The organism is Stenotrophomonas sp. YIM B13575, assembly GCF_042787595.1.
Classification (GTDB): Bacteria; Pseudomonadota; Gammaproteobacteria; order Xanthomonadales; family Xanthomonadaceae; genus Stenotrophomonas; species Stenotrophomonas lactitubi_B.
This window is the reverse complement of record NZ_JBHZOP010000027.1, coordinates 1-25,541: the sequence shown is the minus strand read 5'-3', so window position 1 is coordinate 25,541 and position 25,541 is coordinate 1. Positions and strand designations below refer to the sequence as shown.

Below are 25,541 nucleotides of genomic sequence, written 5' to 3'. Positions count from 1 at the left end.
GGGCCATGCCCGGCGGCCTTGAGCAGGCCGCGCTGCGCGCTCGCCGGGCACGGCCCGGCGCTACCGACTCCGCCCCCCTTTTTTGCGAGGTTCGTATGGAAACGATGGAACTGCACCGCGGGCGATTGATCGACCACATCCAGCTGGTCGTACGTGATCTGGCCGCCAGCCGCCGCTTCTACCAGGCGGTGTTCGACACGATCGGCATCCCGGTGGCCGGAGAAGGCGATGACTACTTCTGGGCCGACGAACTATTCATTTCCAGTGCCAACAGCGAGGCCGCTGCCGGCCAGTTGACCGGCCGCCACCACCTGGCCTTCCAGGCGCGCGATACCGCCACCGTTGATGCCTTCCACAGCGCTGCGCTGGCGGCGGGTGGCAAGGACAACGGCGCGCCCGGCGAGCGCCCTTACCATCCCGGCTACTACGGCGCATTCGTGCTGGATCCAGATGGCAACAACATCGAGGTGGTCTATCACGGCCCGGCGAACTACAGCGCCGATTCGGTGACGGTCAGCTTCTGATTCCTGCGCTACGCGCTCGCCGGGCATGGCCCGGCGCTACCAACGAAGAAGCCGGGCAATGCCCGGCTTCATCTCATCGCACTGCGCAGGCCTCAGTGGGCCGCCATGTAGATGTCCTGCAGCACGGCCTTTTCCAGCTCCAGCTCGCCCAGCAGGTTCTTCACGATGTCACCCAGGCTGAGGATGCCGACCAGCTGGTTGCCATCGGTGACCATCAGGTGGCGACGACGCGAGTAGGTCATCAGGGACATGGCCTGCTTCAACGTGGCGTCCGGCGCAATGCCTTCCAGACCGGTGGACGGCAGGCTGGAAATCACCCGTCGGCCGGCCTGCGGACCATCATCGGCCAGGCTGCGGACGATGTCCTTCTCGGAAATTATGCCGACCGGGGCATCATCCTTCATCACTACCAGTGCGGCGATTTTATTCGCGCTCATCTTGTGCGCGGCGGCACCGATCGTGTCTTCCGTGTCGATGGTGATGACAGCTTCTTTCTTGGATTGCAGGAGCTCGCGGACGTTCATTCTTGTTTCCTGGTGCAGGTCACTGAAGTCAAAAAAGTGTGCTCTGCCGATTCGCCCCCTCCCCGGGAACAGACCCTTCAGCGCACGTCTGGCGCACTTTGCCGGATCTGGCATTTCGCCAGCAGGCGGGCTAGGTGCTGCAACGCGAACGAGGCGGATTCAACGGCTCAACCCGGATCTCGGTCAACTTGATTCTACGACTGCGTCCATCGGTCACTAGCGGCATCGATGGGACAGATTGTCGTGGGAACCGGCCAACGATCCAGAGAATGGCACCGTGGGTGAAACCGCCGCTGAATGCTGGCGGTGCCACGCGTTAAAGATTGAGTGCGCCCTGCCGAAGGCGGACAGAACACCCGGCGGCTGTCCCACTTGCCACCGCTACCGATGCAAACGAAAGAGGCAACATGGGGCCCCTTCGCTTGCAGCAACGCAAGAATCGGATTCAAGTCAGGTGGAGCCCCGAGCGTCCCACTAACGGGCGCAGGACATCGTCTGATGCGCTGGGCATTGCTTAAGGAAGGGGCTCCGTCCTTCAAGATCAAGCCCACCCATCTTCAATCAGCATAGAATCCTGATTTTGATTGGGAGCGACATGAAATTTCATCGAACGTCCTACGTGCTAACCGGCACCCTCTTGTTGGGCAGCGCGACTGCTCAAGCAGTCCCCTGCACCTTGTCCACTGTGACCATCGATGTTGCGCAGCACGGCATCGCTGCAAGGGAAATTGTTCTAGACATCAGTCAAGGCGATGCTTCGTTCAATGAAACCGACCTAGCTCCCTTCACCCGACGCGCCGTCGTCGGACTGGATGCGCAGGGCAAGGCTGTTGGCACCGAGCGCACGACGGATGCCGAAACTGTTGGCTACCAAGTCGCCGCCGTCTGCTCGGGCGACAGAGTGCAGCTTGAATTCAGCCATGTGGCAAAGATCGGGACACAATCCATCCCCATGGCACTTGTGGATCAGCCTTCAATGCCGCCCAAAACCGAGCGATTCCGCACTCGAGTAGTACTCTTCGGCCGCCCCGAATCCAACAGTGCAAAGTTCGAGGGGAAGGGTTGGAGCTACACTTTGCGAGCCGAATAGCTGGAGCACTGCCCTGCCCTCTAGCTCAGCCGCGCACGCCGTCCGCGATCTTCCTCAGCTATCCAAAAAGCTCCGCGATAGGCCAGGGTCTCGACATGATCTTTTCTCTTCGACGGTCCGAGACTGCGTGTCTGTACGTCGGTGAGGGGCCTTGCCAGGACCACTTTCAGGCGCAGGCACGGCCAAGCGAGTTCAACCCGACCGCCCCCGCAGGGACGAGGGCCAGACTTGGCTTAAGGCGATGGCCTTGGCAACTAAGCACCGACGTCCGTAGCTCAAGGCGCGGAGCGAAGAGCATCAAGTAAGACCGCGTATCCCGAGAGTTCATTTGTCTATGACCGGGTACGTCATCTGGGAGGCTGGCGTCATGCAGGGGCGTAGCCATTGCTTCGCCGGCACCCTCTCGCTGCCCGCTTGTGCTGAGGATGGCCCCGACGAGCTGCGCATTCTGTCGCTTTCAGCACGCAAGACCACTGGTCGCCGCTCGCAACGTCACTGACTCAGCCGGGCGGTAGGCCAGCTCCCTGAACACCGAAGCATCGCTCAACGCCGTGTCCCGATTGCTCCGCATGTGGAGAAAGCACGCCACGAGAGGCAAGGTGCAGCACACGCCATTCGAAAAGAATGCATCAAGTGGCCAACCGCACAAACACTCCAGCACGATGCACCACCTTGGGATCAGCACTGTCCACTGGAACAGATGCGAATGGCCAGCAAATTCGAATGTACTAATGCGAAGGAGACCAACACTTAGACCATGAAGACCCGTGAACTATTCCTATCGATCAGCATCGCAGGCTCAATCCTCTCGTCTGGATGTGCAGGGACAGGTGACCTCTCCAAAGAATTCAAATGCAATCGCGATGATGTTGTCATGGCCGCGATCAAAGACATTCGACACAGAGCCAGCGGCTACACCTACAGCGATTACATATACCCCCCTGCAAAGCTCGACAACAAGCCCTTCGCTGCCTATTCGGACAAGCAGAGCTCAATCCCTATCGCACTGGAGAAAATTGAAACAATCTCTGTCCAGAAGATGAGCGACGGATCCGGCCGAAGCGTCCTGAATTGCAATGCAACACTCAGGATTGAAATCCCGGCCGCGGTCGCGGACGTAATGAAGATAAATCAGCACCAAAAAATGCGCGTCCTGGATAATGCCAAGGGAAAATTTGGCGACAGGAGCGTCCATTTCGAGAACGTCGGGTTCAGAGCACATGAGATTGATGGCGACTCAATCAAAGCAGAGGTTTCGAACTACGACGGGCCGTGGTCGTTACATGTCATCACGACACTTGCCGTCAATGGCCGGCACCTGATGCTGGAGGATGCACTTAGGCAATATAGAACTCAGGACGCCAACCTCAACTTGATTTGGGAGAATTTGCCGAATTACCTGCAGGCGGCTGAACGTGACTCCCAGCGGAGCTGGATAAAGTCTAAAACAGACAAATGCGGGGAGATCAATCTCGAACCGTATGATTCGGAAGACATCTTTGATCGCATCAACATCATCGAATGCCACGCAAAAATGACAAAATCGCGAGTCTTCGAGATGCGTAGATAGTTGGGTCCACGCCATCCCACAGCTTCAACTGAGCTACATGCCGCGCCTGAGGCCGTCCTGAGCGCAGCCTCCACAACACCCGGATAGCGAAAGGACGAGAGCAGAAACGCCCTCGTCCTTCACCTTTTAGCCCGTTTCCGGCAACCCCTTACTCCACCGTCACGCTCTTGGCCAGGTTGCGCGGCTTGTCCACGTCGGTGCCGCGCGCCAGCGCGGTGTGGTACGCCAGCAGCTGCACCGGGATGGTGTGCACCACCGGGCTGAGCACGCCGGCATGGCGCGGGGTGCGGATCACGTGCACGCCTTCGGACTCGTTGAAGTTGCTGTCCTGGTCGGCGAACACGAACAGCTCACCGCCGCGCGCACGCACTTCCTGCATGTTGGATTTGACCTTCTCCAGCAGGCTGTCGTTGGGCGCGATCACCACCACCGGCATGTCCTCGTCCACCAGCGCCAGCGGCCCGTGCTTGAGCTCGCCGGCCGGATAGGCCTCGGCGTGGATGTACGAGATCTCCTTCAGTTTCAGCGCGCCTTCCAGGGCGATCGGATAATGCAGGCCACGGCCCAGGAACAGCGCACTGCTCTTGCGCGCGAAGCGCTCGGCCCACGCGGCGATCTGCGGCTCCATGTTCAACGCATGCTGCACACTGCCCGGCAGGAAACGCAGCTGCTCCAGGTAGTCTGCTTCCTGCGCCGCATCGACGCGACCATGCAGCTTGCCCAGCACCACGGTCAGCTGGAACAGCGCGGCCAGCTGGGTGGTGAAAGCCTTGGTCGAGGCCACGCCGATCTCGGCGCCGGCGCGGGTGTAGCAGACCAGTTCGCTGGCGCGCGGAATCGCACTTTCCGGCACGTTGCAGATCGACAGCGTGTGCTTGTGGCCCAGCGACTTGGCGTACTTCAGCGCCTCCATCGTATCCAGCGTTTCGCCGGACTGGGAGATGGTCACGATCAGGTGCTTGGGATTGGCATACGCGGCGCGATAACGGTACTCGCTGGCGATCTCCACGCTGCACGGCAGCCCGGCGATGGCCTCGATCCAGTAGCGCGCGGTCAGGCCCGAGTAGTAACTGGTACCGCAGGCCAGGATCTGCACGCCCTCGATGCCCGACAGCACCGCTTCGGCATTCTTGCCAAACAGCTCGGCCGGGAAGCCACCGGCGTCGATCGCCGCTTCGATGGTATCGCCCAGTGCACGCGGCTGCTCGTGGATTTCCTTCTGCATGAAGTGGCGGTACGGGCCCAGCTCCAGCGAGGCCAGCGAGACATCGGAGAGATGTACCTCGCGCTCGATCGGCTGATCGTTGCCGTCGAAGATGCGCACACCATCACGGCGGATCTCGGCGGTGTCGCCCTCTTCCAGGAAGATCACCTTGCGCGTGGCCGACAGCACGGCCGACACATCCGAAGCCACGAAGTTCTCGCCCTCGCCCAGACCGACCAGCAGCGGGCAGCCCATGCGGGCGCAGACGAAACGTTCCGGCTCGGCACGGCTGACCACGGCCAGTGCATAGGCACCGGTCAGCTCCTTCACCGTGTGCTGCAGCGCGACCAGCAGGTCATCGCCCTTCTTCAGATGGTGGTGGATCAGGTGGGCGATCACTTCGGTGTCGGTCTGCGACTCGAAGGTATAGCCCAGCGCGCGCAGCTTCTCGCGCTGCTCTTCATGGTTCTCGATGATGCCGTTGTGCACCAGCGCCACGCCATGGCTGATGTGCGGATGCGCGTTCGCCTCGGTGACGCCACCGTGGGTAGCCCAGCGGGTGTGGCCGATGCCCAGGCTGGCATTGAAGCCCTCAGCCTCGGCCGCAGTGGCCATCTCCGAGACACGACCGGTACGGCGCACGCGGCGCACGTCGGGCCGTTCGGCCTGATCGATCACCGCAATGCCGGAGGAATCGTAACCGCGGTATTCCAGTCGCTTCAGTCCTTCGATCAGCAGCGGCACCACGTCGCGCCCGGCGATCGCACCTACGATTCCACACATGTCACGCATTTCCTTGAAGACGGTCGGCGCATTCTAGCCTGCGTGTCCGCCAGCCCCCCCTCCTGTCCGCTTAATGAAAGTGTCCGGAAAGGTGTCCGCGGACACCCGGACAGTAGTGGCAGATCCGCAAATCATTGATGGAAAAGGAAATAAAGTTGGCACGCTGTGTGCTTTGTGTAGGGCACCACTCTGGCACCACCGACAGGCACGAACCCGATGATCCGCGACACCTCCGCCCAGGACCAGATCGTTTCCTCCGCTTCGGCCAGTGCTCCCAAGGCCGCATGGCACCGCTACCGCTGGCCGGCCCTGGCCGGCATCGCCCTGCTCGCCGGCATCGGCTGGGCCGTGCATGCCTGGTCCAACGCCAGCCGCTCGTTCGACAGCAGCCGGGTGCGCGTGGCCGAAGTGCAGCGCGGCGACCTGGTGCGTGACATCGCCGCCGACGGCCGCGTGATCGCCGCCAACAGCCCGGTGTTGTATGCGATCTCCGCCGGCACGGTGGACCTGAAGGTAGTGGCCGGCGACGTGGTCAAGAAGGGCCAGGAGCTGGCGATCATCGACAGCCCCGAGCTGCGCAGCAAGCTCGCTCAGGAAGAGGCCACCCTGGCGGGTCTGGAAGCCGAGGCCAGCCGCGCCAACCTCGATGCCACCCTGGCCCGGGCCAAGTCACGCAAGGAAACCGACCAGGCCAGCATCGAGCGGCAGGCCGCCGACCGCGACCTGCAGCGCTACCAGCGCGGCTTCGATGGCGGTGCGGTGCCGCAGATCGATCTGGCCAAGGCCCAGGACACCCTGAAGAAGGCCGACATCAGCTTGGCCAATGCCACCACCGATGCGCGGCTGCAGAGCCAGGGCGCGGATCTGGACGCACGCAACAAGCGCTTGCTGGCCGACCGCCAGAAGGCCGTGGTGGCCGAAGTGCGGCGCCAGGTCGACGCACTGACCCTGCGCGCACCGTTCGATGGCCAGGTCGGCCAGGTGCAGGCTGTTCAGTCCACCAACCTGGCCGCCAACGCGCCGGTGCTGGGCGTGGTCGACCTGTCCAAGTTCGAGGTCGAGATCAAGGTGCCGGAAAGCTTCGCGCGCGATCTGGCGATCGGCATGCCGGCGCAGCTGACCGGCGGCAACGGCCAGCCATTCCCGGGCGAGATCAGCGCAGTGTCGCCGGAAGTGGTCAATGGCGAGGTCAACGCCCGGGTCCGCTTTGCCGCGGCCCAGCCGGAAGGCCTGCGCCAGAGCCAGCGGATGTCGGTGCGGGTGCTGCTGGATACCCGTAGGAACGTCATGAAGGTCGAGCGTGGCCCGTTCGTGGAACAGGGCAACGGCGTGGCGTACGTGATGGATGGCCGCACCGCGGTGCGCCGTCCGGTCGAACTGGGCGTCAGCAGCCTGGGCGAAGTGGAAATCAAGTCGGGTGTGCAGCCGGGGGACCGCATCGTGGTCTCGGGCAGCGACCTGTTCAAGGACGCCGAACGCGTCTCCGTCAACTGACAACTCATACATCCTGGAGAGAGGACACCCCATGTACATGCTCGAAATGCGTTCGGTCGCCAAGGTCTTCCGTACCGAACAGGTGGAAACCCACGCGCTGCGTTCACTGGAACTGCAGGTCAAGGAAGGCGAGTTCGTCGCCGTCACCGGCCCGTCCGGCTCCGGCAAGACCACCTTCCTCAACATCGCCGGCCTGCTGGAAACCTTCACCAGTGGCACCTACATGCTCGATGGCCAGGACGTCAGCAAGCTCGGCGACGATGCGCGCAGCCGCCTGCGCAACCAGAAGATCGGCTTCATCTTCCAGGGCTTCAACCTGATTCCGGACCTCAACCTGTTCGACAACGTGGACGTGCCGCTGCGCTACCGCAAGATGAGCGCCGGCGAGCGCCGCGAGCGCATCGAGAAGGCACTGAGCCAGGTCGGCCTGGGCTCGCGCATGAAGCACTACCCGAACGAACTCTCCGGCGGCCAGCAGCAGCGCGCGGCGATCGCCCGTGCCCTGGCCGGCAGCCCGCGCCTGCTGCTGGCCGACGAACCGACCGGCAACCTGGACACGCAGATGGCGCGCGGGGTGATGGAACTGCTGGAGGAGATCAACGCCGCCGGCACCACCATCGTGATGGTCACCCACGATCCGGAACTCGCCGCGCGCGCGCAGCGCAACGTACACATCGTCGACGGCCAGGTCACCGACCTGGTACGCGAGCCGGTGCTGGCCACCCCACGTCGCATCGTCGCCGTCAACGAGTGAGGGCACGACCATGTTCGCCTACTACGCCCGACTGGCGGTGCGCAGCTTCCGCCGCAACAAGGTACTGACCGCGCTGATGGTGGTGGCCATCGCGCTGGGCATCGGTGCTTCGATGACCACCCTGACCGTGTTCCATGTGCTGTCCGGCGACCCGATCCCTGACAAGAGCGACCGCCTGTTCTACGTGCAGGTCGATCCGCGCCCGCGCTCGGGTTACCTGACCGGCGAAGAGCCGGAAACCCAGATGACCCGTTTCGATGCCGAGACGCTGCTGCGCGAAAAACGTGGCGAACGCCAGGCGATGATGAGTGCCGGCGATGTGACCGTCGAGCCGGAAGGCAGCACGTTGAAACCGTTCAACATCGACACGCGCTGGACCTCGGCCGACTTCTTCCCGATGTTCAACGTGCCGATGCTGTATGGCCGTGCCTGGACAGCCAGCGACGATGACGGTCGCGCACGCGTGGTGGTGCTGTCCAAGGTGATCAACGACAAGCTGTTCCAGGGTGCCGACAGTGTCGGCCGTGAGATCCGTGCCGATGGCCATTCGCTGCGGGTGATCGGCGTGATGGACACCTGGAATCCGGAACCGCACTTCTTCGACCTGACCGTCGGCAACTACGGCCGCGAAGAGGACCTGATGATGCCGCTGTCCACCGCGATGGACCTCAAGCTTGGCAGCAACGGCAACATGAACTGCTTCCGCGACGGCGCGCCCGACGACGACAGCAATTCGATCAACGCACCGTGCACCTGGATCCAGTACTGGGTGGAGCTTGACCCGTCCAAGGTCGAAGACTATCGCCGCTACCTGGTCAACTATTCGGACCAGCAGCGTGCTGCCGGCCGTTTCGAACGCCCTGCCAACGTGCGCCTGCGCAGCGTGATGGAGTGGCTGACCTTCAACAACGCAGTGCCCAGCGACGTGCGCCTGCAGATGTGGCTGGCGCTGGGTTTCCTCGGTGTCTGTCTGGTCAACACCGTCGGCCTGCTGCTGGCCAAGTTCCTGCGCCGCAGCGGTGAAATCGGTGTGCGTCGCGCACTGGGTGCCAGCCGCGGGCAGATCTTCCTGCAGTGCCTGGTCGAAGCGGGCGCGGTGGGCGTGATCGGTGGCGTGCTCGGCATCGGCCTGGCGCTGCTGGGCCTGTACGCGGTACGCCAGCAGCCGGTGGACTACGCCAAGCTTGCCCACCTGGACGGCAGCATGCTGCTGCTCTCGCTCGGCCTGACCCTGCTGGCCAGCATCGCTGCCGGCTTCCTGCCCGCCTGGCGCGCGATGCAGGTCACCCCGGCCATCCAGCTCAAGTCGCAGTAAGCACGAGAACGAGGACTTCCCATGGACATCCGCCCCATCCTCAGCACCCTGCGCCGGCACAAGACCGCAGCCGCATTGATCGTGCTGGAAATCGCCCTGACCTGCGCCATCGTCTGCAATGCCCTGTTCCTGGTCACCCAGCGCGTGGAAAAGATCAGCCAGCCCAGCGGGCTGGCCGAGAACGAACTGGTGATGGTCCGGGTCAACGGCATCGGCAAGCAGACCAACGCCATGGCCCGCACCAACGAAGACCTGGCGTCGCTGCGCGCGATCCCCGGCGTGACCAGCGTGGCCAAGGTCAATCAGCTGCCGTTCCGCCGCAACTCAAGCAACACCAGCATCTCGCGCGAACGGGAGCAGGAACGCCCGACGGCCTTCGTGTCGCAGTACATGGTTGGTGAGAACGCTCTGTCCACGCTGGGCCTGCAACTGGTCGCCGGGCGAGACTTCCTGCCCAGCGAGTACATCGACCTGGAGGTAGCGCAGAAGAACCCGAAGCCTGACCGCGCCGCGCCGGTAATCATCAACCAGCAGGTCGCTGCAAAGATGTATCCGGACCAGAGCGCGCTGGGCAAGACGTTCTACATGGGCAACCAGGCGCTGCATGTGGTCGGCGTGGTCGCCCACCTGGCCACTCCGACCGATTACAACGACAACAGCACCTTGTCGATGATCCTGCCGGTGCGTACCGACTTCACCCGCGGGCCGTACATGCTGCGGACCTCACCGGAACGCCGCGATGAAGTGTTGAAGGGCGCGCTGGCCGCGTTGGAGCATAACGACCCCAACCGTCTGGTGCGCGAGAAGCTGACCTACCAGGAACAGCGCGCCGACTACTTCAAGAACGACCGCTCCATGGTCGGCCTGCTGGTCACCGTGTGCATCGCGCTGCTGGTGGTCACCGCACTGGGCATCGTCGGCCTGGCCAGCTTCTGGGTGCAGCAGCGCAGCAAGCAGATCGGCATCCGTCGCGCGTTGGGCGCCACCCGTGGGCAGATCCTGCGCTACTTCCAGACCGAGAACTTCCTGCTGGCTACGTTGGGCATCGTGCTGGGCATGCTGGCGGCCTACGCCATCAACCTGGCGCTGATGAACATGTACGAGCTGCCGCGCATGCCGCTGCTGTACCTGCCGCTGGGCGCGGTACTGCTGTGGATGCTGGGCCAGATCGCGGTGTTCGGCCCGGCCCGCCGCGCCGCTGCCGTGCCGCCGGCCGTCGCCACGCGGGGGGCGTGAGATGCGCGCCGGCCTGCTGCTGGTGTTGTTGGCCCTGCCGCTGCCGGTACTCGCCGGCAGCAGCAGCGCACAGACGCTGGAGTGGCGCCAGGACGATGCGCGGCTGGCGCTGCGCTCGACCGAGGGCGTGGTGCGGGTGGATGTGGCCAGCCCGGAAGCCCGCTTCGGTGTGCGCAGCGGCGACCGCATCCTGCGCGTGGACGATTCGCCGGTGCGGCAGATCGAGCAGCTCGCCGACGCCGTGCAGGCGGCATCGACGGCCACCGTCCACCTGCTGCTGCGGCGCGATGGGCGGATGCTCACCGTGCCGGTGAACGTGGCCCAGTGGCGCCCCGCACTGGCGCCGCCACCACCGCCGCCGGCTCCCGCGCCTCCGCCTCCGCCGCGGCGCTGAGGCCCGGCGGCTCCTGCGCCGCCATCGGTTTGGCTATGCTTGGTGGGTGGCGCCGAAAGCTCCGGCGTCATCCACCCTTTTCCGTGCGCGGCGCCGACGCTTTCCGGCGCTTCCCTGCCCTCCCAGAAGCCGCCGAATGCCTGCGATCCTGATCATCGACGACAACGCCAGCGTGGGAACCGCGCTGGACGTGCTGTTCTCCCTGCACGACATCGACACCCTGCTGGCGCAGAGCCCGGCCGAAGGGCTGGCACTGCTGGAGTCGCAGGCGGTCGACCTGGTGATCCAGGACATGAACTTCAGCGAGGACACCACCTCCGGCGAGGAAGGCGAGGCGCTGTTCGCGCAGATCCGCGAACGCCACCCCGATCTGCCGGTGATCCTGCTGACGGCCTGGACCCACCTGAGCAGCGCGGTGGACCTGGTCAAGGCCGGTGCCGCCGACTACCTGGCCAAACCCTGGGATGACCGCAAGCTGCTGACCACGGTCAACAACCTGCTGGAATTGTCCGAAGCGCGGCGCGAACTGGACCAGCGACGCCAGCGCGAACAGCGCCAGCGCCATGCGCTGGAAGACAAGTACGCGTTGTGTGGCGCGGTGTTCGCCGACCCCGCCAGCGAGCGGGTGATCGCCCTGGCCTGCCAGGTCGCGCGCTCGGAGCTGCCGGTGCTGATCACCGGCCCCAATGGCGCGGGCAAGGAGAAGATCGCGCAGATCATCCAGGCCAACTCGCTGGTGGCCAAGGGCCCGTTCGTGGCGGTGAACTGCGGTGCGCTGCCCTCCGAACTGATCGAGGCCGAACTGTTCGGTGCCGAGGCCGGCGCTTATACCGGCGCCAACAAGGCGCGCGAAGGCAAGTTCGAGGCGGCCGACGGCGGCACGCTGTTCCTGGATGAAATCGGCAACCTGTCGCTGGGCGGGCAGATGAAGCTGCTGCGCGTGCTGGAGACAGGACGCTTCGAGCGCCTGGGCTCCAACCGCGAACGCCAGGTCAAGGTGCGCGTGGTCAGTGCGACCAATGCCGACCTGCCGGCAATGATCCGCGAGGGTACGTTCCGCGAAGACCTCTACTACCGGCTCAACACGGTGGAACTGGCGCTGCCGCCGCTGGCCGACCGGCCCGGCGACATCGTGCCGTTGGCCGAGCATTTCCTCAGCATCGGCAAGCCGCTGTCCAGCACGGCCGCCACTGCACTGCAGCGGCACCTGTGGCCGGGCAACGTGCGTGAGCTGCGCAACGTGATCCAGCGTGCCGAACTGCTGGCCACCGGCAACCGCATCGAGGTGGCCGATCTCAACCTGCCGCGTGCGCCTGCTGCACCGCGCCCGACGCCAAGCGCCGGCAATGATCCCGACCGCGCACGCATCGAAGAAGTGCTGGCGCGCAACCACGGGGTCATCGCCCAGGCGGCCAACGAACTTGGACTGAGCCGGCAGGCGCTGTACCGGCGCATGGACCGCCACGGCATCCCCCGCGAATGAAACGACGTTCCTTCACCTTCCGCCTGTTCCTGCGCCTGCTGCCGGTGCTGGCGCTGGCTGCCGCGCTGCCGTGGCTGCTGGCGTACTGGATGGACCATGGCTGGGTGGTGACCACGGTCTCCACGATCATCCTGCTGTCATTGATGTGGTGGACGCTGCGCCGCGCCACCGCACCGGTGCGCTCGTTGATGCGGGCGCTGTCCGGCACCACCAGCAGCTACCGCGACGGTGAGTACAACTTCGGCATCTACTGGCCCGGCAATGACGAACTGGGTGACCTGGTGCAGGCACACCGCGAACTGGGCGAAGTGCTGCGCGCACAACGCCAGGGCCTGGTGCAGCGCGAACTGCTGCTGGACACCATGGTGCAGAACACACCGGTGGCGATGCTGCTGATTGCGGCCGGTGGCGATGGTATTTCCCGCGTGGTGTTCTCCAATCTGGCGGCGCGCAAGCTGCTGCATGGCGGCTGGAAGCTGGAAGGCCAGCGCATGGAAGACGTGCTCGAACAGCTGCCGGTGGAGCTGCGCGATGCCATCGGCCGCGGCGGCGACAGCCTGTTCGCGGTGAAAACTGAAAACGAAGACGGCGTGGAGGGCGACGAGGATGACGAACAGGTCTATCACCTGTCGCGGCGCGCGTTCCAGCTCAACGGCCGTCCGCATGACCTGCTGCTGGTGCGCCAGCTCACTGCCGAACTGCGCCGGCAGGAAGTACAGACCTGGAAGAAGGTGATCCGGGTGATCAGCCACGAACTCAACAACTCGCTGGCGCCGATCGCATCGCTGGCGCACTCCGGTGGCGAACTGGTCAAGCGCGAGCGCTTTGACCGGCTGCCGGAGATCTTCACCACCATCGAAGACCGCGCACGCCACCTGGAAGGCTTCATCCGCGGCTACGCGCGTTTCGCCAAGCTGCCGCAGCCGCAACTGCAGACCGTGCAGTGGGCGCCGTTCCTGTCCAGCCTGTGCCAGCAGATTCCGTTCACCATGGAGCGTGAACCCGACGAGGAGCTGAGCAGCCGGATCGACATCGCCCAGTTCGGTCAGGCCCTGCTCAACCTGCTGAAGAACGCGCACGAGGCCTGCGCCGAAGCAGATCCGCCGAACGACGACGTGCAGGTGCAGCTGACCCGGCTGCCGCAGTGGTTGCGGCTGGATGTGCTGGATCGGGGCAAGGGCATGAACGAGCAGGTGCTGCAGAATGCGCTGATGCCGTTCTATTCGACCAAGCGCAATGGCACCGGCCTGGGGCTGGCACTCACCCGCGAGATCGTCGAGGCGCACGGTGGCAGGGTGTCGCTGCAGAACCGCACCGATGGCGGGCTGTGTGTGTCGATCCTGTTGCCGGTGGGGTAGGTTTGTTCTTCCTTCTTCTGTTGATTGCTGAAGGTTGATCATTGTTCATGGGTGTCACTTTTCTTTTCGCGCGAAAAGAAAAGCAACCAAAAGAAACGCGCCGCCGGTCCGCGAGCCGTCGTGCTGCGCACGCCGGTACCCTGCGCTCCTCGGTCCGTCGAGGGACGGCGCGGGAACTCGCTTCGCTCAGACACCCGCGCCTCTTCGCCCTCGCCGGCCCTGCGGTGCTCGGCTCGCTTCAAAGCGGACTCGAGAAGCAAAGCAAAAGCATCCACGCATGGCGTGGATCTACTGGGTGCAGCTGTGGGGTTTGACTTGGGTCCGCCTTGAAGCGAGCCGAGCACCGCAGGGGAATCAGGGGCGAAGAGGTGCCGATGTCTGAGCGCAGCGAGTTCGGCACCGGCCACTGATTCGCCGAGGAGCGCAGGGCACCGATGCGCAGCATCGGCTCGCGGCCGGCGGAACGTTTCTTTTGGTTACTTTTCTTTGCGTACAAAGAAAAGTGACACCCATGAACAATGATCAACCTTCAGCAATCAACAGAAGAAGCAAAAACTAAAGCACCCGCCGCATCGCCACCCGCAACTGCATCGGAAATCCCAGCCCGGCTTCCTCGGCCATCACCCCTCGCAGGCCCGCGCTCCACTCCGCCTCCGGCAGCACGTTGAATCCTTCGCTGGCGTAGAAAGGCGCATTCCACGGCACATCCGACAACGTGGTCAGCACTGCCGCCGGGTAGCCAAGCGCCTTGGCCTCGGCCAGCGCATGCCGCAGCAGCGCGCGCCCGCAGCCACGCCGCGCGTGGCTGGGATCCACATCCATCTGCAGCACATGGAAATCGCCGTCGAGCGCGCCGCCCAGCAGGTAGCCGGCGATGCTGCCATCGGCGCCGTCGATGACCCACAGCTGGTCACGCTGCAGTCCAGCCTGCAACACGGGGAGGTCCAGTCCATGGCCGGCGAACACCGGGTACGCCTCGTGCCCGCGCAGCAGTTCGCCCGCACGCTGTTCGATGCGGGGCAACGCGTCGAGCTCGCCGACGCGCGGCGGCCTCGGCTCAGCTTTTCTTGATGGGGCGTTGCCAGCCATCGATCGTTTCCTGGCGCGCACGAGCCACGGTCAGTTTGCCGTCCGGCGCGGTCCGGGTGATGACCGAACCTGCAGCGATCGTCGCCCCTTCACCGATCAGTACCGGCGCCACCAGCGAACTGTTGGAGCCGATGAAGGCGTTGTCGCCGATGGTGGTGGTCGACTTGTTCACGCCGTCGTAGTTGCAGGTGATGGTGCCCGCACCGATGTTGACCTTGCTGCCGATCACCGCATCGCCCAGGTAGGTCAGGTGGTTGGCCTTGCTGCCCACGCCCAGGGTGACCTTCTTGGTTTCCACGAAGTTGCCCACGTGCACGCCATCGGCCAGCACCGTGCCCGGGCGCAGCCGCGCGAACGGGCCGATCTGGGCCGCGCCCTCGCTGACGACGCCTTCGACATCGCAGTGCGCGCGCACTTCGGTGCCCGCGCCAAGGGTGACGTCCTTCAGCCGGGTGAACGGGCCGACGGTCACGCCATCACCGAGCACCACCTTGCCTTCCAGGATCACATCGACATCGATCATCACGTCGCTGCCGACGATCACCTCACCACGGATATCCACCCGCGCCGGATCCCGCACGCGCGCGCCCTGGATGCACAGCGCGCGCACCGCGCGTCGTTGCCAGGCGCGTTCCAGCTGCGAGAGCTGCCACGGATCGTTCGCGCCCTCCGCGTCCTGCGCATCGGCCACCAGGGCCATCTCCGCCGGAGTGAACTCGCGGGCGGCGAAGGCGAACACATCGGTCAGGTAGTACTCGCCCTGCGCGTTGCTGTTGGACAGCTGTGACAGCCAACGGCGCAGCGCGGTCGACTCGGCGGTGATGATGCCGGTGTTGATGATGCGCACCCGGCGCTGTTCGTCATCGGCGTCCTTCTGTTCGACGATCGCCCCCACCTTACCTTCGGCATCGCGCAGCACGCGACCATAGCCGGTGGGATCGTCGACATCGGCAACCAGCACGGCCAGCCGGCCCGGCTGGGCCAGCAGGTCGCGCAGGGTCTGCGCACGGATCAACGGCACATCGCCGTACAGCACCAGCACCTGTGCGGCGTCGGGCACCTCCGGCATGGCCTGGGCCACGGCGTGGCCAGTACCCAGCTGCTGCGCTTGTTCAGCCCACAACAGGTCCGGCTGGTCGGCAAAATAGCTGCGCACCTGGTCCCCGCCGTGGCCGTACACCACATGGATGGCAGCCGGCTGCAGTTCGCGCGCGGTGGCGATCACATGCGCCAGCATCGGTTGCCCGGCAATCGGCTGCAGGACCTTGGGCAGCACCGATTTCATGCGCTTGCCGGCGCCAGCGGCGAGGATGATGACGTGCAGGGGTTGGGTCATGCGGGCGGTCCACGATTCGATGGCGGTGATTCTAGAACGAGGGCCGTTAACATGGAGCCCCCACCATGACCCCGGCGCCATGAGCCTGCTCCGCCAAGGCCGTTCCTATCTCATTATCGGCGTGCTGCAGCTGCTGCTGGACTGGGCGGTGTTCGTCCTGGCGACGGCCGCCGGCATGCCTGCTGCACCCGGCAACGTCTGCGGACGCGTGGCCGGCATGCTGCTGGGTTTCTGGCTCAATGGACGCATCACCTTCGCCGACGCCAACGGACAACGCCTGGGGTGGCGCCGCTTCGCGCGATTCCTGCCGCTGTGGTTGCTGCTGACCACGGCCAGCACGCTGCTGGTGGCCGCCGCCGACCATGCGCTGGGCCTGCAGGACGCCTGGCTGGCAAAGCCGCTGGTGGAAGCGGGCCTGGCGGTGGTGTCTTTCCTGCTGCTGCGCCATGTCGTGTACCGGTAACGGCGTTTCCGCTGCGTCGTCGGCACATACAAAAACGCCGGCACGTGGCCGGCGTTCCTGCTTGATGGCGCTGGACCTCAGTGCTTGAGGGTCTTGCGCAGGCGCTCCAGCGCCTGCAGCTGGACAACGGCTTCGGCCAGCTTCTGCTGGGCTTCGGCCACTTCCATCGCTTCGCCACGGTTGGCCAGGATGCGCTCGGCTTCTTCCTTGGCCTTGCGGACCGAGGCTTCGTCGATGTCCTGTGCGCGGATCGCGGTGTCGGCCAGCACGGTCACCACCTGCGGCTGCACTTCCAGGATGCCGCCGGAAATGGCGAAATCCAGCTGCTCGCCGCTCGGCGTGGTCACTACCACCTTGCCCGGCTTCAGGCGGGTGATCAGCGGTGCGTGCTTGGGCGCGATGCCCAGTTCGCCCAGCTCACCGGTGGCCACGACCAGGGTCGCTTCGCCACGGAAGATTTCCTGCTCGGCGCTGACGATGTCGCAACGGATGGTGCTCATGTAACTCTCTTCGCTAGGGGGCGGGTCGAACCCACCGCAGGGATTCCGCAGCGGTGGGCGCAGGCCCACCCCGTGTCACGGTCGGGACGGGCGTGTGCCCGTCCCCGCCGCATCAGGCCTTCTCGGCCATCTTCTTGGCCTTCTCGACCGCTTCTTCGATGCTGCCGACCATGTAGAACGCCTGCTCCGGCAGGTGGTCGTACTCGCCATCGACGATGGCCTTGAAGCCACGGATGGTGTCCTTCAGCGACACGTACTTGCCCGGCGAGCCGGTGAACACTTCGGCCACGTGGAACGGCTGGCTGAAGAAGCGCTCGATCTTGCGGGCGCGCGACACGGCCTGCTTGTCTTCTTCGGACAGTTCGTCCATGCCCAGGATGGCGATGATGTCCTTCAGTTCCTTGTACTTCTGCAGGGTCTGCTGGACGCGCTGGGCGGTGTCGTAGTGCTCGTGGCCGATGACCAGCGGGTCCATCTGGCGGCTGGTGGAGTCCAGCGGATCGACCGCCGGGTAGATACCCAGCGAAGCGATCGAACGCGACAGGGTCACGGTCGAGTCCAGGTGGGCGAAGGTGGTCGCCGGCGACGGATCGGTCAAGTCATCGGCCGGCACGTAGACGGCCTGGATCGAGGTGATCGAACCATTCTTGGTCGAGGTGATGCGCTCCTGCAGGACGCCCATTTCCTCGGCCAGGGTCGGCTGGTAGCCCACTGCCGACGGCATACGACCCAGCAGTGCCGACACTTCGGTACCGGCCAGGGTGTAGCGGTAGATGTTGTCGACGAACAGCAGCACGTCCTTGCCCTTGCCGTTCTCGTCCTTCTCGTCGCGGAAATACTCGGCCATGGTCAGGCCGGTCAGGGCGACGCGCAGACGGTTGCCCGGCGGCTCGTTCATCTGGCCGTACACCATCGCGACCTTGTCCAGGACGTTGGAGTCCTTCATCTCGTGGTAGAAGTCGTTGCCCTCACGGGTACGCTCACCCACGCCGGCGAACACGGACAGACCGCTGTGCGCCTTGGCGATGTTGTTGATCAGTTCCATCATGTTGACGGTCTTGCCGACGCCGGCGCCGCCGAACAGGCCGACCTTGCCGCCCTTGGCGAACGGGCACATCAGGTCGATGACCTTGATGCCGGTTTCCAGCAGCTCGGTGGCCGGGGACTGGTCTTCGTACGACGGAGCAGCGCGGTGAATTTCCCAGGTATCGCTGGCGGCGACCGGACCGGCTTCGTCGATCGGGCGGCCGAGCACGTCCATGATGCGGCCCAGGGTGCCAGCGCCGACCGGCACGGAGATGCCGCGCTCGGTGTTGGTGGCCACCAGGTTGCGCTTCAGGCCATCGGTGGAGCCCAGCGCGATGCAGCGGACCACGCCGTCACCGAGCTGCTGCTGCACTTCCAGGGTGATTTCGGTGTTGTCCACCTTCAGCGCGTGGTACACCTTCGGCACCGACTCGCGGGGGAATTCGACGTCGACGACGGCGCCGATGATCTGAACGATCTTGCCCTGACTCATTGCTGCATCCTCTAAATGTGTGCTTTTAACGAACGCGGTCAGACTGCTGCCGCGCCGCCGACGATTTCGGAGATTTCCTGGGTGATCGCTGCCTGGCGGGCCTTGTTGTAGACCAGCTGCAGGGTTCCGATCAGCTTGTTGGCGTTGTCACTGGCCGACTTCATCGCCACCATGCGCGCGGCATGCTCGGAAGCGACGTTTTCCAGCAGCGCCTGGTACACCAGCGACTCGATGTAACGCGTCATCACGTGCTCGAGCACGGTCGCGGCATCGGGTTCGTACAGGTAGTCCCAGTCGTGGTGCGCAACCTGCTTCTCCGCGGCCGGCAGCGGCAGCAGCTGATCGAAGCTGGCCTTCTGCACCATGGTGTTGACGAAGCGGTTGTAGACCAGATACACGCGGTCGACCTTGCCTTCGGTGAAGGCGTCGAGCATGACCTTGATCACACCGATCAGCGATTCCAGCTTCGGCGTGTCGCCGATGTGGGTCACCGTGCCGACCATGTTCACCTTGACCCGGCGGAAGAAGGTCGATGCCTTCTGGCCGATGGTCACCAGGTCCACTTCGGCGCCCTTGTCCTGCCAGGCCTTGGCTTCGCCAAGCATCTTGCGGAACAGGTTGTTGTTGAGGCCGCCGGCCAGACCGCGATCGGAGGAGATCACGATGAAACCGACCCGCTTGACCTGCTCACGCTCGACCAGGAACGGATGCTGGTAATCGGTGCTGGCCTGCGCCAGGTGGCCGATCACCTGCTTCATCGCCTGCGCGTACGGACGCGAGGTCTTCATCCGATCCTGCGCCTTGCGGATCTTGGAGGCCGAGACCATTTCCAGGGCGCGCGTCACCTTGCGGGTGTTCTGCACGCTCTTGATCTTGGTTTTGATTTCGCGTCCGCTTGCCATCTTTTATTCCCGTGGCGCGGGGCCTGGGCCCCGCGTTGTTCAACCGTTTGATCGTCTGGTCCAGCGGAGCATCGCTCCGCTCTACAGGACCTCGATTACCAGCTGCCGGTGGTCTTGAACTCGACGATGCCCTTCTTGAAGGCACCTTCGATGTCGTTGTCCCAACCGCCGGTGGCGTTGACCTTGCCGATCAGTTCGCCCTGGGTGTTGGCGAAGTGCGCGTGCAGGCCTTCTTCGAACGCCAGCAGCTTGCTGACCGGCACGTCGTCGAGGTAACCCTCGTTGACGGCGTAGATCGACAGCGCCTGGTTGGCGATCGACATCGGCGCGTACTGCTTCTGCTTCATCAGCTCGGTGACGCGCTGGCCGCGCTCCAGCTGCTTGCGGGTGGCTTCGTCCAGGTCCGAGGCGAACTGCGCGAACGCAGCCAGCTCGCGGTACTGGGCCAGCGAGATACGGATGCCGCCAGACAGCTTCTTGATGATCTTGGTCTGTGCCGAACCACCGACGCGCGACACCGAGATACCGGCGTTCACGGCCGGGCGGATGCCGGCGTTGAACAGATCGGTTTCCAGGAAGATCTGGCCGTCGGTGATCGAGATCACGTTGGTCGGAACGAACGCGGAGACGTCGCCGGCCTGGGTTTCGATGATCGGCAGCGCGGTCAGCGAACCGGTCTTGCCGGTGACCTTGCCTTCGGTGAACTTCTCGACATATTCCTCGGACACGCGGGCAGCGCGCTCGAGCAGACGGGAGTGCAGGTAGAACACGTCACCCGGGTAGGCTTCACGGCCCGGCGGGCGCTTCAGCAGCAGCGAGATCTGGCGGTAGGCCACGGCCTGCTTGGACAGATCGTCGTACACGATCAGCGCGTCTTCGCCGCGGTCCATGAAGTACTCGCCCATGGTGCAGCCCGAGTAGGCGCTGATGTACTGCATCGCGGCCGATTCGGACGCGGTGGCAGCCACCACGATGGTGTGCGCCAGGGCGCCGTTCTCTTCCAGCTTGCGCACGATGTTGGCAACGGTCGAGGCCTTCTGGCCGATCGCTACGTACACGCACTTGATGCCGGTGCCCTTCTGGTTGATCACCGCATCGATGGCCAGCGCGGTCTTGCCGGTCTGGCGGTCACCGATGACCAGCTCGCGCTGGCCACGGCCGATCGGGATCATCGAGTCGACCGACTTGTAACCGGTCTGCACCGGCTGGTCGACCGACTTGCGCCAGATCACGCCCGGCGCAACGCGCTCCACCGGAGCGGTCAGCTGGGTGGCCAGCGGGCCCTTGCCGTCGATCGGCTCGCCGAGTGCGTTGACGACGCGGCCCAGCAGTTCCGGACCGACCGGCACTTCCAGGATGCGGCCGGTGGTCTTGGCGACGTCACCTTCGCGCACTTTCTCGTAGCCACCCAGGACCACGGCGCCGACCGAGTCGCGCTCCAGGTTCAGGGCCAGGGCGAAGGTGTTGTTCGGCAGTTCGATCATTTCGCCCTGCATCACGTCGGCCAGACCGAAGATGCGCACGATGCCGTCGGACACGCTGGTCACGGTGCCTTCGTTGCGCGATTCCGCGGCCAGCTTGACCTTCTCGATGCGGTTCTTGATCAGTTCGCTGATTTCGGAGGGGTTGAGCGTGGTTGCCATCGTCAAGTCCTAGTGCCGGCAGCGGGGCCGGACGTTAAATGAATTCAGTTAGCGAGCGCGGTCTGCAGACGGGCCAGCTTGCCCTTCAGCGAACCATCGATGACCACGTCACCGGCGTCGATCACAGCGCCGCCGATCAGCGAGGCGTCGACCGCAGTAGCCACTTCGACCTCGCGGTTGAAGCGCTTGCGCAGCGCGGCCTTGATCGCGTCCAGCTCGGCAACCGACAGCTCGGCCGCGGAGGTCACCGTGGCCTTGACCACGTGCTCGGCCTCGGCGCGCAGTGCGTCGAACATGCCGGCGATTTCCGGCAGCAGCGGCAGACGATGCGATTCGGCAAGCACAGCCAGGAAGCGCGAGTAGGTCTCGCCGCGGGACTCCGGCGCCAGCAGGGCGACGGCGTCATCGCGACCCAGCTCCGGGTTGGCGAGCAGGGCCGCCACGCGCGGGTCGGCGGCGACGTGGGCGGAGAACGCCAAAGCGTCCGACCACGGCGCGAACGCGCCTTCGTCACGCGCGGTCGCGAAGGCGGCGCGGGCGTACGGGCGGGCAAGCGTGAGGGCCTGGCTCATCCTTAAATCTCCGAGGCCAGCTCGTCGAGCAGCGCCTTGTGGGCGTTGGCGTCGATTTCGCGCTTGAGCAGCTTTTCGGCACCGGTCACGGCCAGCGCGGACACCTGCTTGCGCAGATCTTCACGGGCACGGTTGGCGGCGGCGTCGATTTCGGCCTGGGCCAGGTCCTTCTGACGGGTGGCTTCGGCAACAGCTTCGTTGCGGGCCGCGTCGACGATCTGGTTGGCACGCGCGTGGGCCTGGTCGATGATCTCGTTGGCCTTGGTGCGGGCTTCCTTCAGCGCTTCATTGACCTTGTCCTGCGCCTGGGCCAGATCTTTCTGGCTGCGGTCGGCAGCAGCGAGGCCTTCAGCGATCTTCTGCTGGCGCTCTTCGATCGCGTTCATCAGCGGCGGCCAGATCTTGGTCGCGATGAGCCAGATCAGGGCGGCAAAGGCCAGGGCCTGGGCGATGAGGGTAAAACCGATATCCATGGGGTTCGCTCAGTCGGTTGTGACGGGATGGAAGCGCCGCCACACGGGCGGCGCCTCCGAACCTTCATCCGCGACCAGGCACCTGCGGCGCCTGGTCGTTTCGCTTTCGCTGGATCAGCCAGCGATTGCCGGCAGGCGCGAGACGAACTCGCCGACCATCGGGTTGGCGAAGGCGAACAGCAGGCCCACGGCGACCGAGATGATGAAGGCGGCGTCGATCAGGCCGGCGGTGATGAACATGCGGACCTGCAGGACCGGGATCAGTTCCGGCTGGCGCGCGGCCGACTCCAGGAACTTACCGGCCATGATGGCCAGACCCAGACCGGCGCCCAGCGCGGCCAGGCCGATCATGATGCCGACGGCGAGGACGGTGGAGCTCTGAACTTGGGCGAGATTGGTCAGGACGGCGAAGTACATGGTTTTCTCCAGGAACTTGATTGCTAAGGGTTTAGAAACAAACGGATGAAGGGTGAAGCGAAACTCAGTGAGCGTCTTCCGACAGGCTCAGGTACACGATGGACAGCATCATGAAGATGAAGGCCTGCAGCGGAATCACCAGAAGGTGGAACAGCATCCAGCCGAAGCCGGCGAACGCGCCTGCAAACATGCCGGCGATACCTGCACCGCCCAGCACCCAGATCAGCAGGAACACGATTTCACCGCCGAACATGTTGCCGAACAGTCGCATCGCCAGCGAGATCGGCTTGCTCAGCCACTCGACGATGTTCAGGATCAGGTTGAACGGCATCATCCACTTGCCAAACGGTGCGGTCAGGAATTCCTTGGCGAAACCGCCAAAGCCCTTGGCGCGCAGCGCGAAGAACAGCATCAGGAAGAACACGCTGATCGACATGCCGAGGGTGGCATTGACGTCGGCGGTGGGGACCGGCTTCCAGTACGGCACGCCCATCAGTTCGAGCGGCTTGGCGATGAAGTCGGCCGGGATCATCTTGATGAGGTTCATCAGGAGGATCCAGAAGAAGATCGTGATCGCGATCGGGGTCACCAGCTTGCTGGTGCCGTGGTAGGTGTCCTTGGCCTGGCGGTCAACGAACTCCAGGCAGATCTCGACGAACGCCTGCCACTTGCCCGGCACGCCGGAGGTGGCCTTGCGGGTGCCGAGCCAGAAGGCGACGACCATCACCAGGCCCATCAGCAGCGAGGTCACCAGCGTGTCCACGTGGATTGCCCACGGAGAGCCATGACCTGCCGTCAGATTGTGCAGGTGATGCTGGATGTAGGAGGTGGGTGTAAGCGCCTCGCCTGCCATGTGTCCGGAACCTTAAGTTAAATGAATTCGATTAGCGCCTGGCCATGGCCAGGACCTGGAACATCAGCCCGACGGCGATACCGGCCAACAGCGCCAATGCAGGCAGCTTGAAGACCAGGAACCCCACCATCAGGACACCAAAAACGAGCGCCCACTTGGCCACGATCGCAACGATCAGGCGTGCCATGGCCGAACCGGCCCCCAGCGCACCACCACCCAATGCCATCCGTGCCGCCACCCAACCACCGGCCGAAACCGCCACACCGGATGCCAGGGCACCAAGGGCATACTTCGGCCCTACCAGCAGGAAGGCCAGAGCCAGGACAGCCACTGCGGCCAGCGGGTAGACCGCGGCGCGCAGCATCAGTCGCCGACCCGTTTCTACGGAGTTCAGCACAGGACGTCCCGCGTGGTTACAAGTGGATGGCTGAGGCGACTACAGCAGGGGGGCCTCATCGAGCCGCCAAATTATAGCAATGGGACAATTTGCGAGACAACCGGTGCCTGTTCATATCGGAACAGCGCAAGTTGCGGTAAGGGCTGCGGTTTTGCAGCCCACCACGGGGACAATGACAACTGCGCGATGTTGCGCCGCAACGTATTGAACTTTGGTCGCAGACGATGGAACTTTCCGCCGACGGTGATGGTCCGATCCTGCGACCTGCCTGCAGCTACCTCGTCGACGCTTCGCCTGCAGGTCCCCATGATGGCCCCGAAGCGCCGCTCCGGGGCCATCTTTTCGCGCGGCACCGACAGCGCTGAACCGTCCACATCGCGTGGACCATACTTTCACGAATGGTGGACAGCGACGTCCGGCAAAGTGGCCTTCATTCCGATGAACCACTGCAAGGACTCTTCGATGCGCTCCGTTCCCACCCTGCTCGCCCTCTCGCTTCTCGCCGCCGGCGCGTCGTTCGCCTCCGCCGCCCATGCCGCCGAAGGCGATGACCGCTTCGCCCTGCGCCTGGGTGCGATGAACATCGACTCGGACAACACCCTGCGCGGCAACACCAATGTCGCCGGCCAGGACATCGGCTTCTCCGAGGACTTCAAGCTGGGTGGCAAGGAATGGGAGCCGCGCATCGACGGCATGTTCCGCATCAGCAACCGCCAGCGCCTGCTGTTCAACTACTTCAAGTACGACAAGGACCGCCGCGAGACGCTCGGCCAGGATATTTCCTTCGGCAACGTCAACGTGCCGGCCGACAGCTTCGTCAAGGCCGAGCTGAAGTACCAGGTGGCCAGCCTGGTGTATGACTACTCGGTGGTGGACACCGAGAAGTTCGACCTCGGCCTGCAGCTGGGTGCCGAATACGCCAAGGTCAGCACCAAAGGCTACGCCGATCTGGGCACGGTGTATGAAGGCCAGTTCCTGGACGAGAAGACCGACGGTGTGGCACCGGTGGTCGGTGCACGCCTGAGCTTCACCCCGTCCGAAAAGTGGATGATCACGCTGCAGGGCCAGTACCTCAACACGCGCTGGGGCAGCTTCGACGACTACAAGGGTGACCTGAGCCGCGCCAACGCGATCGTCGATTACCGCTTCACCCCGAACTTCGGTGTGTTCGCCGGCTACGACTGGTTCAAGCTGGATGCGGACAAGAAGGGCAGCGACGGCACCATCGGCCTGAAGCAGGAATTCAAGGGCCCGGTGGCCGGTATCAGCGTCACCTTCTAAGCCCTACGCCCCTTCCACAACACTCTCTCCTGGCGCGGCCTCCGGAATATCGGGGGCCGCGTTTTTTTGTGCTGTCGTTCCGTGCAGGGGCAAGAGCAGGATGGTCGAGCGCTGGAGAGAGAGGGGGCTGCGTGCGAATGTCCCCCGGCGCCGGCCTGCGGCCGTCACCTCCTCCTTTACTTCGCACCCAGCCCCCTCTCCCTCCGCGTGTCAGACATCCAGAAGGCCGTTGCCGTGGCAGCGGCTGTGGCTCCTCCTTCCGCAAGCCGAGCCGCTGCGCGGGCGGCAGGCGTTTCGACAAAGTAAAGGAGGAGGCGACCGCCGCAGGCGGGCGACGGGGGACATTTGTCGAAATGCCTGCCGCCCG

Annotated in this window: 25 protein-coding genes; 12 read left to right on the top strand and 13 right to left on the bottom strand. The window is 64.4% G+C overall.

Translation table 11 applies throughout. From position 1 onward, the window contains the following. Positions 1-95: 95 nt before the first annotated feature. The gene (locus tag ACFX4F_RS06225) at positions 96-524 is read left to right on the top strand and encodes a VOC family protein (protein WP_099820588.1); all 429 of its coding nucleotides are present in this window, start codon (positions 96-98) and stop codon (positions 522-524) included. Positions 525-616: 92 nt separating this feature from the next. On the opposite strand, the gene ACFX4F_RS06220 is transcribed toward ACFX4F_RS06225, so the two are convergent. After that, positions 617-1,048 carry a CBS domain-containing protein gene (locus ACFX4F_RS06220; protein WP_049467102.1) on the bottom strand — a complete coding sequence of 144 codons (432 nt, stop codon included), beginning with the start codon at positions 1,046-1,048 and terminating at the stop codon, positions 617-619. Positions 1,049-1,724: 676 nt separating this feature from the next. Here ACFX4F_RS06220 and ACFX4F_RS06215 point away from each other — a divergent pair. After that, positions 1,725-2,138 (top strand): hypothetical protein, encoded by a 414-nt coding sequence (locus tag ACFX4F_RS06215; RefSeq protein WP_133119618.1) that lies wholly within the window; start codon positions 1,725-1,727, stop codon positions 2,136-2,138. Positions 2,139-2,895: 757 nt separating this feature from the next. Further along, entirely contained in the window at positions 2,896-3,708 is an 813-nt protein-coding gene (locus ACFX4F_RS06210) for a lysozyme inhibitor LprI family protein (RefSeq protein WP_133119617.1), read from the top strand. Positions 3,709-3,856: 148 nt separating this feature from the next. Here the strand turns inward: ACFX4F_RS06210 and glmS are convergent, their stop codons facing one another. Then, positions 3,857-5,695 carry a glutamine--fructose-6-phosphate transaminase (isomerizing) gene (gene glmS / locus ACFX4F_RS06205; RefSeq protein ID WP_380653275.1) on the bottom strand — a complete coding sequence of 613 codons (1,839 nt, stop codon included), beginning with the start codon at positions 5,693-5,695 and terminating at the stop codon, positions 3,857-3,859. Positions 5,696-5,911: 216 nt separating this feature from the next. Between glmS and ACFX4F_RS06200 the strand changes: the two genes are divergently transcribed. From ACFX4F_RS06200 to ACFX4F_RS06170, 7 genes are all read left to right on the top strand, one after another. Then, on the top strand, positions 5,912-7,189 hold the full coding sequence (locus ACFX4F_RS06200) for an efflux RND transporter periplasmic adaptor subunit (protein WP_380653272.1): 1,278 nt from the start codon (positions 5,912-5,914) through the stop codon (positions 7,187-7,189). Between the two features lie 31 nt (positions 7,190-7,220). Continuing rightward, positions 7,221-7,943 carry an ABC transporter ATP-binding protein gene (locus ACFX4F_RS06195; protein WP_032976565.1) on the top strand — a complete coding sequence of 241 codons (723 nt, stop codon included), beginning with the start codon at positions 7,221-7,223 and terminating at the stop codon, positions 7,941-7,943. Positions 7,944-7,953: 10 nt separating this feature from the next. After that, on the top strand, positions 7,954-9,258 hold the full coding sequence (locus ACFX4F_RS06190) for an ABC transporter permease (protein WP_380653269.1): 1,305 nt from the start codon (positions 7,954-7,956) through the stop codon (positions 9,256-9,258). 21 nt (positions 9,259-9,279) lie between these two features. Further along, complete coding sequence (locus tag ACFX4F_RS06185; protein ID WP_099820583.1) at positions 9,280-10,494, top strand: ABC transporter permease; 1,215 nt, start codon at positions 9,280-9,282, stop codon at positions 10,492-10,494. Position 10,495: 1 nt separating this feature from the next. Then, a complete protein-coding gene (locus ACFX4F_RS06180; protein ID WP_099820582.1) occupies positions 10,496-10,888 on the top strand; it encodes a PDZ domain-containing protein in 393 nt (130 codons plus the stop codon). Between the two features lie 136 nt (positions 10,889-11,024). Next, positions 11,025-12,371, top strand: a complete 1,347-nt coding sequence (locus ACFX4F_RS06175) for a sigma-54 dependent transcriptional regulator (RefSeq protein ID WP_099820581.1) — start codon at positions 11,025-11,027, stop codon at positions 12,369-12,371. Further along, positions 12,368-13,729: a sensor histidine kinase gene (locus ACFX4F_RS06170; protein WP_380653265.1), complete on the top strand. Its 1,362-nt coding sequence runs from the start codon at positions 12,368-12,370 to the stop codon at positions 13,727-13,729. The genes ACFX4F_RS06175 and ACFX4F_RS06170 overlap by 4 nt, the downstream gene beginning before the upstream one ends. A 555-nt stretch (positions 13,730-14,284) precedes the next feature. Here the strand turns inward: ACFX4F_RS06170 and ACFX4F_RS06165 are convergent. Together ACFX4F_RS06165 and glmU are read right to left on the bottom strand one after the other, a co-directional pair. Then, a complete protein-coding gene (locus ACFX4F_RS06165) occupies positions 14,285-14,818 on the bottom strand; it encodes a GNAT family N-acetyltransferase (protein WP_380653263.1) in 534 nt (177 codons plus the stop codon). Next, positions 14,787-16,154 carry a bifunctional UDP-N-acetylglucosamine diphosphorylase/glucosamine-1-phosphate N-acetyltransferase GlmU gene (gene glmU / locus ACFX4F_RS06160; protein WP_380653261.1) on the bottom strand — a complete coding sequence of 456 codons (1,368 nt, stop codon included), beginning with the start codon at positions 16,152-16,154 and terminating at the stop codon, positions 14,787-14,789. The genes ACFX4F_RS06165 and glmU overlap by 32 nt, the downstream gene beginning before the upstream one ends. Positions 16,155-16,233: 79 nt before the next feature. Here glmU and ACFX4F_RS06155 point away from each other — a divergent pair, with 79 nt between their 5' ends. Next, positions 16,234-16,617 carry a GtrA family protein gene (locus tag ACFX4F_RS06155; RefSeq protein WP_099820577.1) on the top strand — a complete coding sequence of 128 codons (384 nt, stop codon included), beginning with the start codon at positions 16,234-16,236 and terminating at the stop codon, positions 16,615-16,617. A 77-nt stretch (positions 16,618-16,694) separates the two neighbouring features. Here ACFX4F_RS06155 and ACFX4F_RS06150 read toward each other — a convergent pair whose 3' ends face one another. The 9 genes from ACFX4F_RS06150 to ACFX4F_RS06110 form a co-directional block, all read right to left on the bottom strand. Next, positions 16,695-17,117: a F0F1 ATP synthase subunit epsilon gene (locus ACFX4F_RS06150; protein WP_025877355.1), complete on the bottom strand. Its 423-nt coding sequence runs from the start codon at positions 17,115-17,117 to the stop codon at positions 16,695-16,697. Between the two features lie 112 nt (positions 17,118-17,229). Next, positions 17,230-18,636, bottom strand: a complete 1,407-nt coding sequence (atpD, locus tag ACFX4F_RS06145) for a F0F1 ATP synthase subunit beta (protein ID WP_089237045.1) — start codon at positions 18,634-18,636, stop codon at positions 17,230-17,232. Between the two features lie 38 nt (positions 18,637-18,674). Further along, positions 18,675-19,538 (bottom strand): F0F1 ATP synthase subunit gamma, encoded by an 864-nt coding sequence (atpG, locus tag ACFX4F_RS06140; RefSeq protein ID WP_089237047.1) that lies wholly within the window; start codon positions 19,536-19,538, stop codon positions 18,675-18,677. A gap of 95 nt (positions 19,539-19,633) precedes the next feature. Beyond that, positions 19,634-21,181, bottom strand: coding sequence for a F0F1 ATP synthase subunit alpha (atpA, locus tag ACFX4F_RS06135; protein WP_205405523.1), 1,548 nt, complete (start codon positions 21,179-21,181; stop codon positions 19,634-19,636). 44 nt (positions 21,182-21,225) lie between these two features. Beyond that, positions 21,226-21,753: a F0F1 ATP synthase subunit delta gene (locus ACFX4F_RS06130; protein WP_089237051.1), complete on the bottom strand. Its 528-nt coding sequence runs from the start codon at positions 21,751-21,753 to the stop codon at positions 21,226-21,228. 2 nt (positions 21,754-21,755) lie between these two features. Next, on the bottom strand, positions 21,756-22,226 hold the full coding sequence (locus ACFX4F_RS06125; protein WP_025877365.1) for a F0F1 ATP synthase subunit B: 471 nt from the start codon (positions 22,224-22,226) through the stop codon (positions 21,756-21,758). Positions 22,227-22,340: 114 nt separating this feature from the next. Further along, positions 22,341-22,643 carry a F0F1 ATP synthase subunit C gene (gene atpE, locus ACFX4F_RS06120; RefSeq protein WP_089237053.1) on the bottom strand — a complete coding sequence of 101 codons (303 nt, stop codon included), beginning with the start codon at positions 22,641-22,643 and terminating at the stop codon, positions 22,341-22,343. 64 nt (positions 22,644-22,707) lie between these two features. After that, positions 22,708-23,496 carry a F0F1 ATP synthase subunit A gene (gene atpB / locus ACFX4F_RS06115; RefSeq protein WP_089237055.1) on the bottom strand — a complete coding sequence of 263 codons (789 nt, stop codon included), beginning with the start codon at positions 23,494-23,496 and terminating at the stop codon, positions 22,708-22,710. Positions 23,497-23,527: 31 nt separating this feature from the next. After that, positions 23,528-23,860, bottom strand: coding sequence for a hypothetical protein (locus ACFX4F_RS06110; RefSeq protein WP_032952006.1), 333 nt, complete (start codon positions 23,858-23,860; stop codon positions 23,528-23,530). A 495-nt stretch (positions 23,861-24,355) separates the two neighbouring features. Here ACFX4F_RS06110 and ACFX4F_RS06105 point away from each other — a divergent pair, with 495 nt between their 5' ends. After that, on the top strand, positions 24,356-25,174 hold the full coding sequence (locus ACFX4F_RS06105) for a hypothetical protein (protein WP_099820576.1): 819 nt from the start codon (positions 24,356-24,358) through the stop codon (positions 25,172-25,174). The last annotated feature ends 367 nt before the right edge of the window (positions 25,175-25,541 follow it).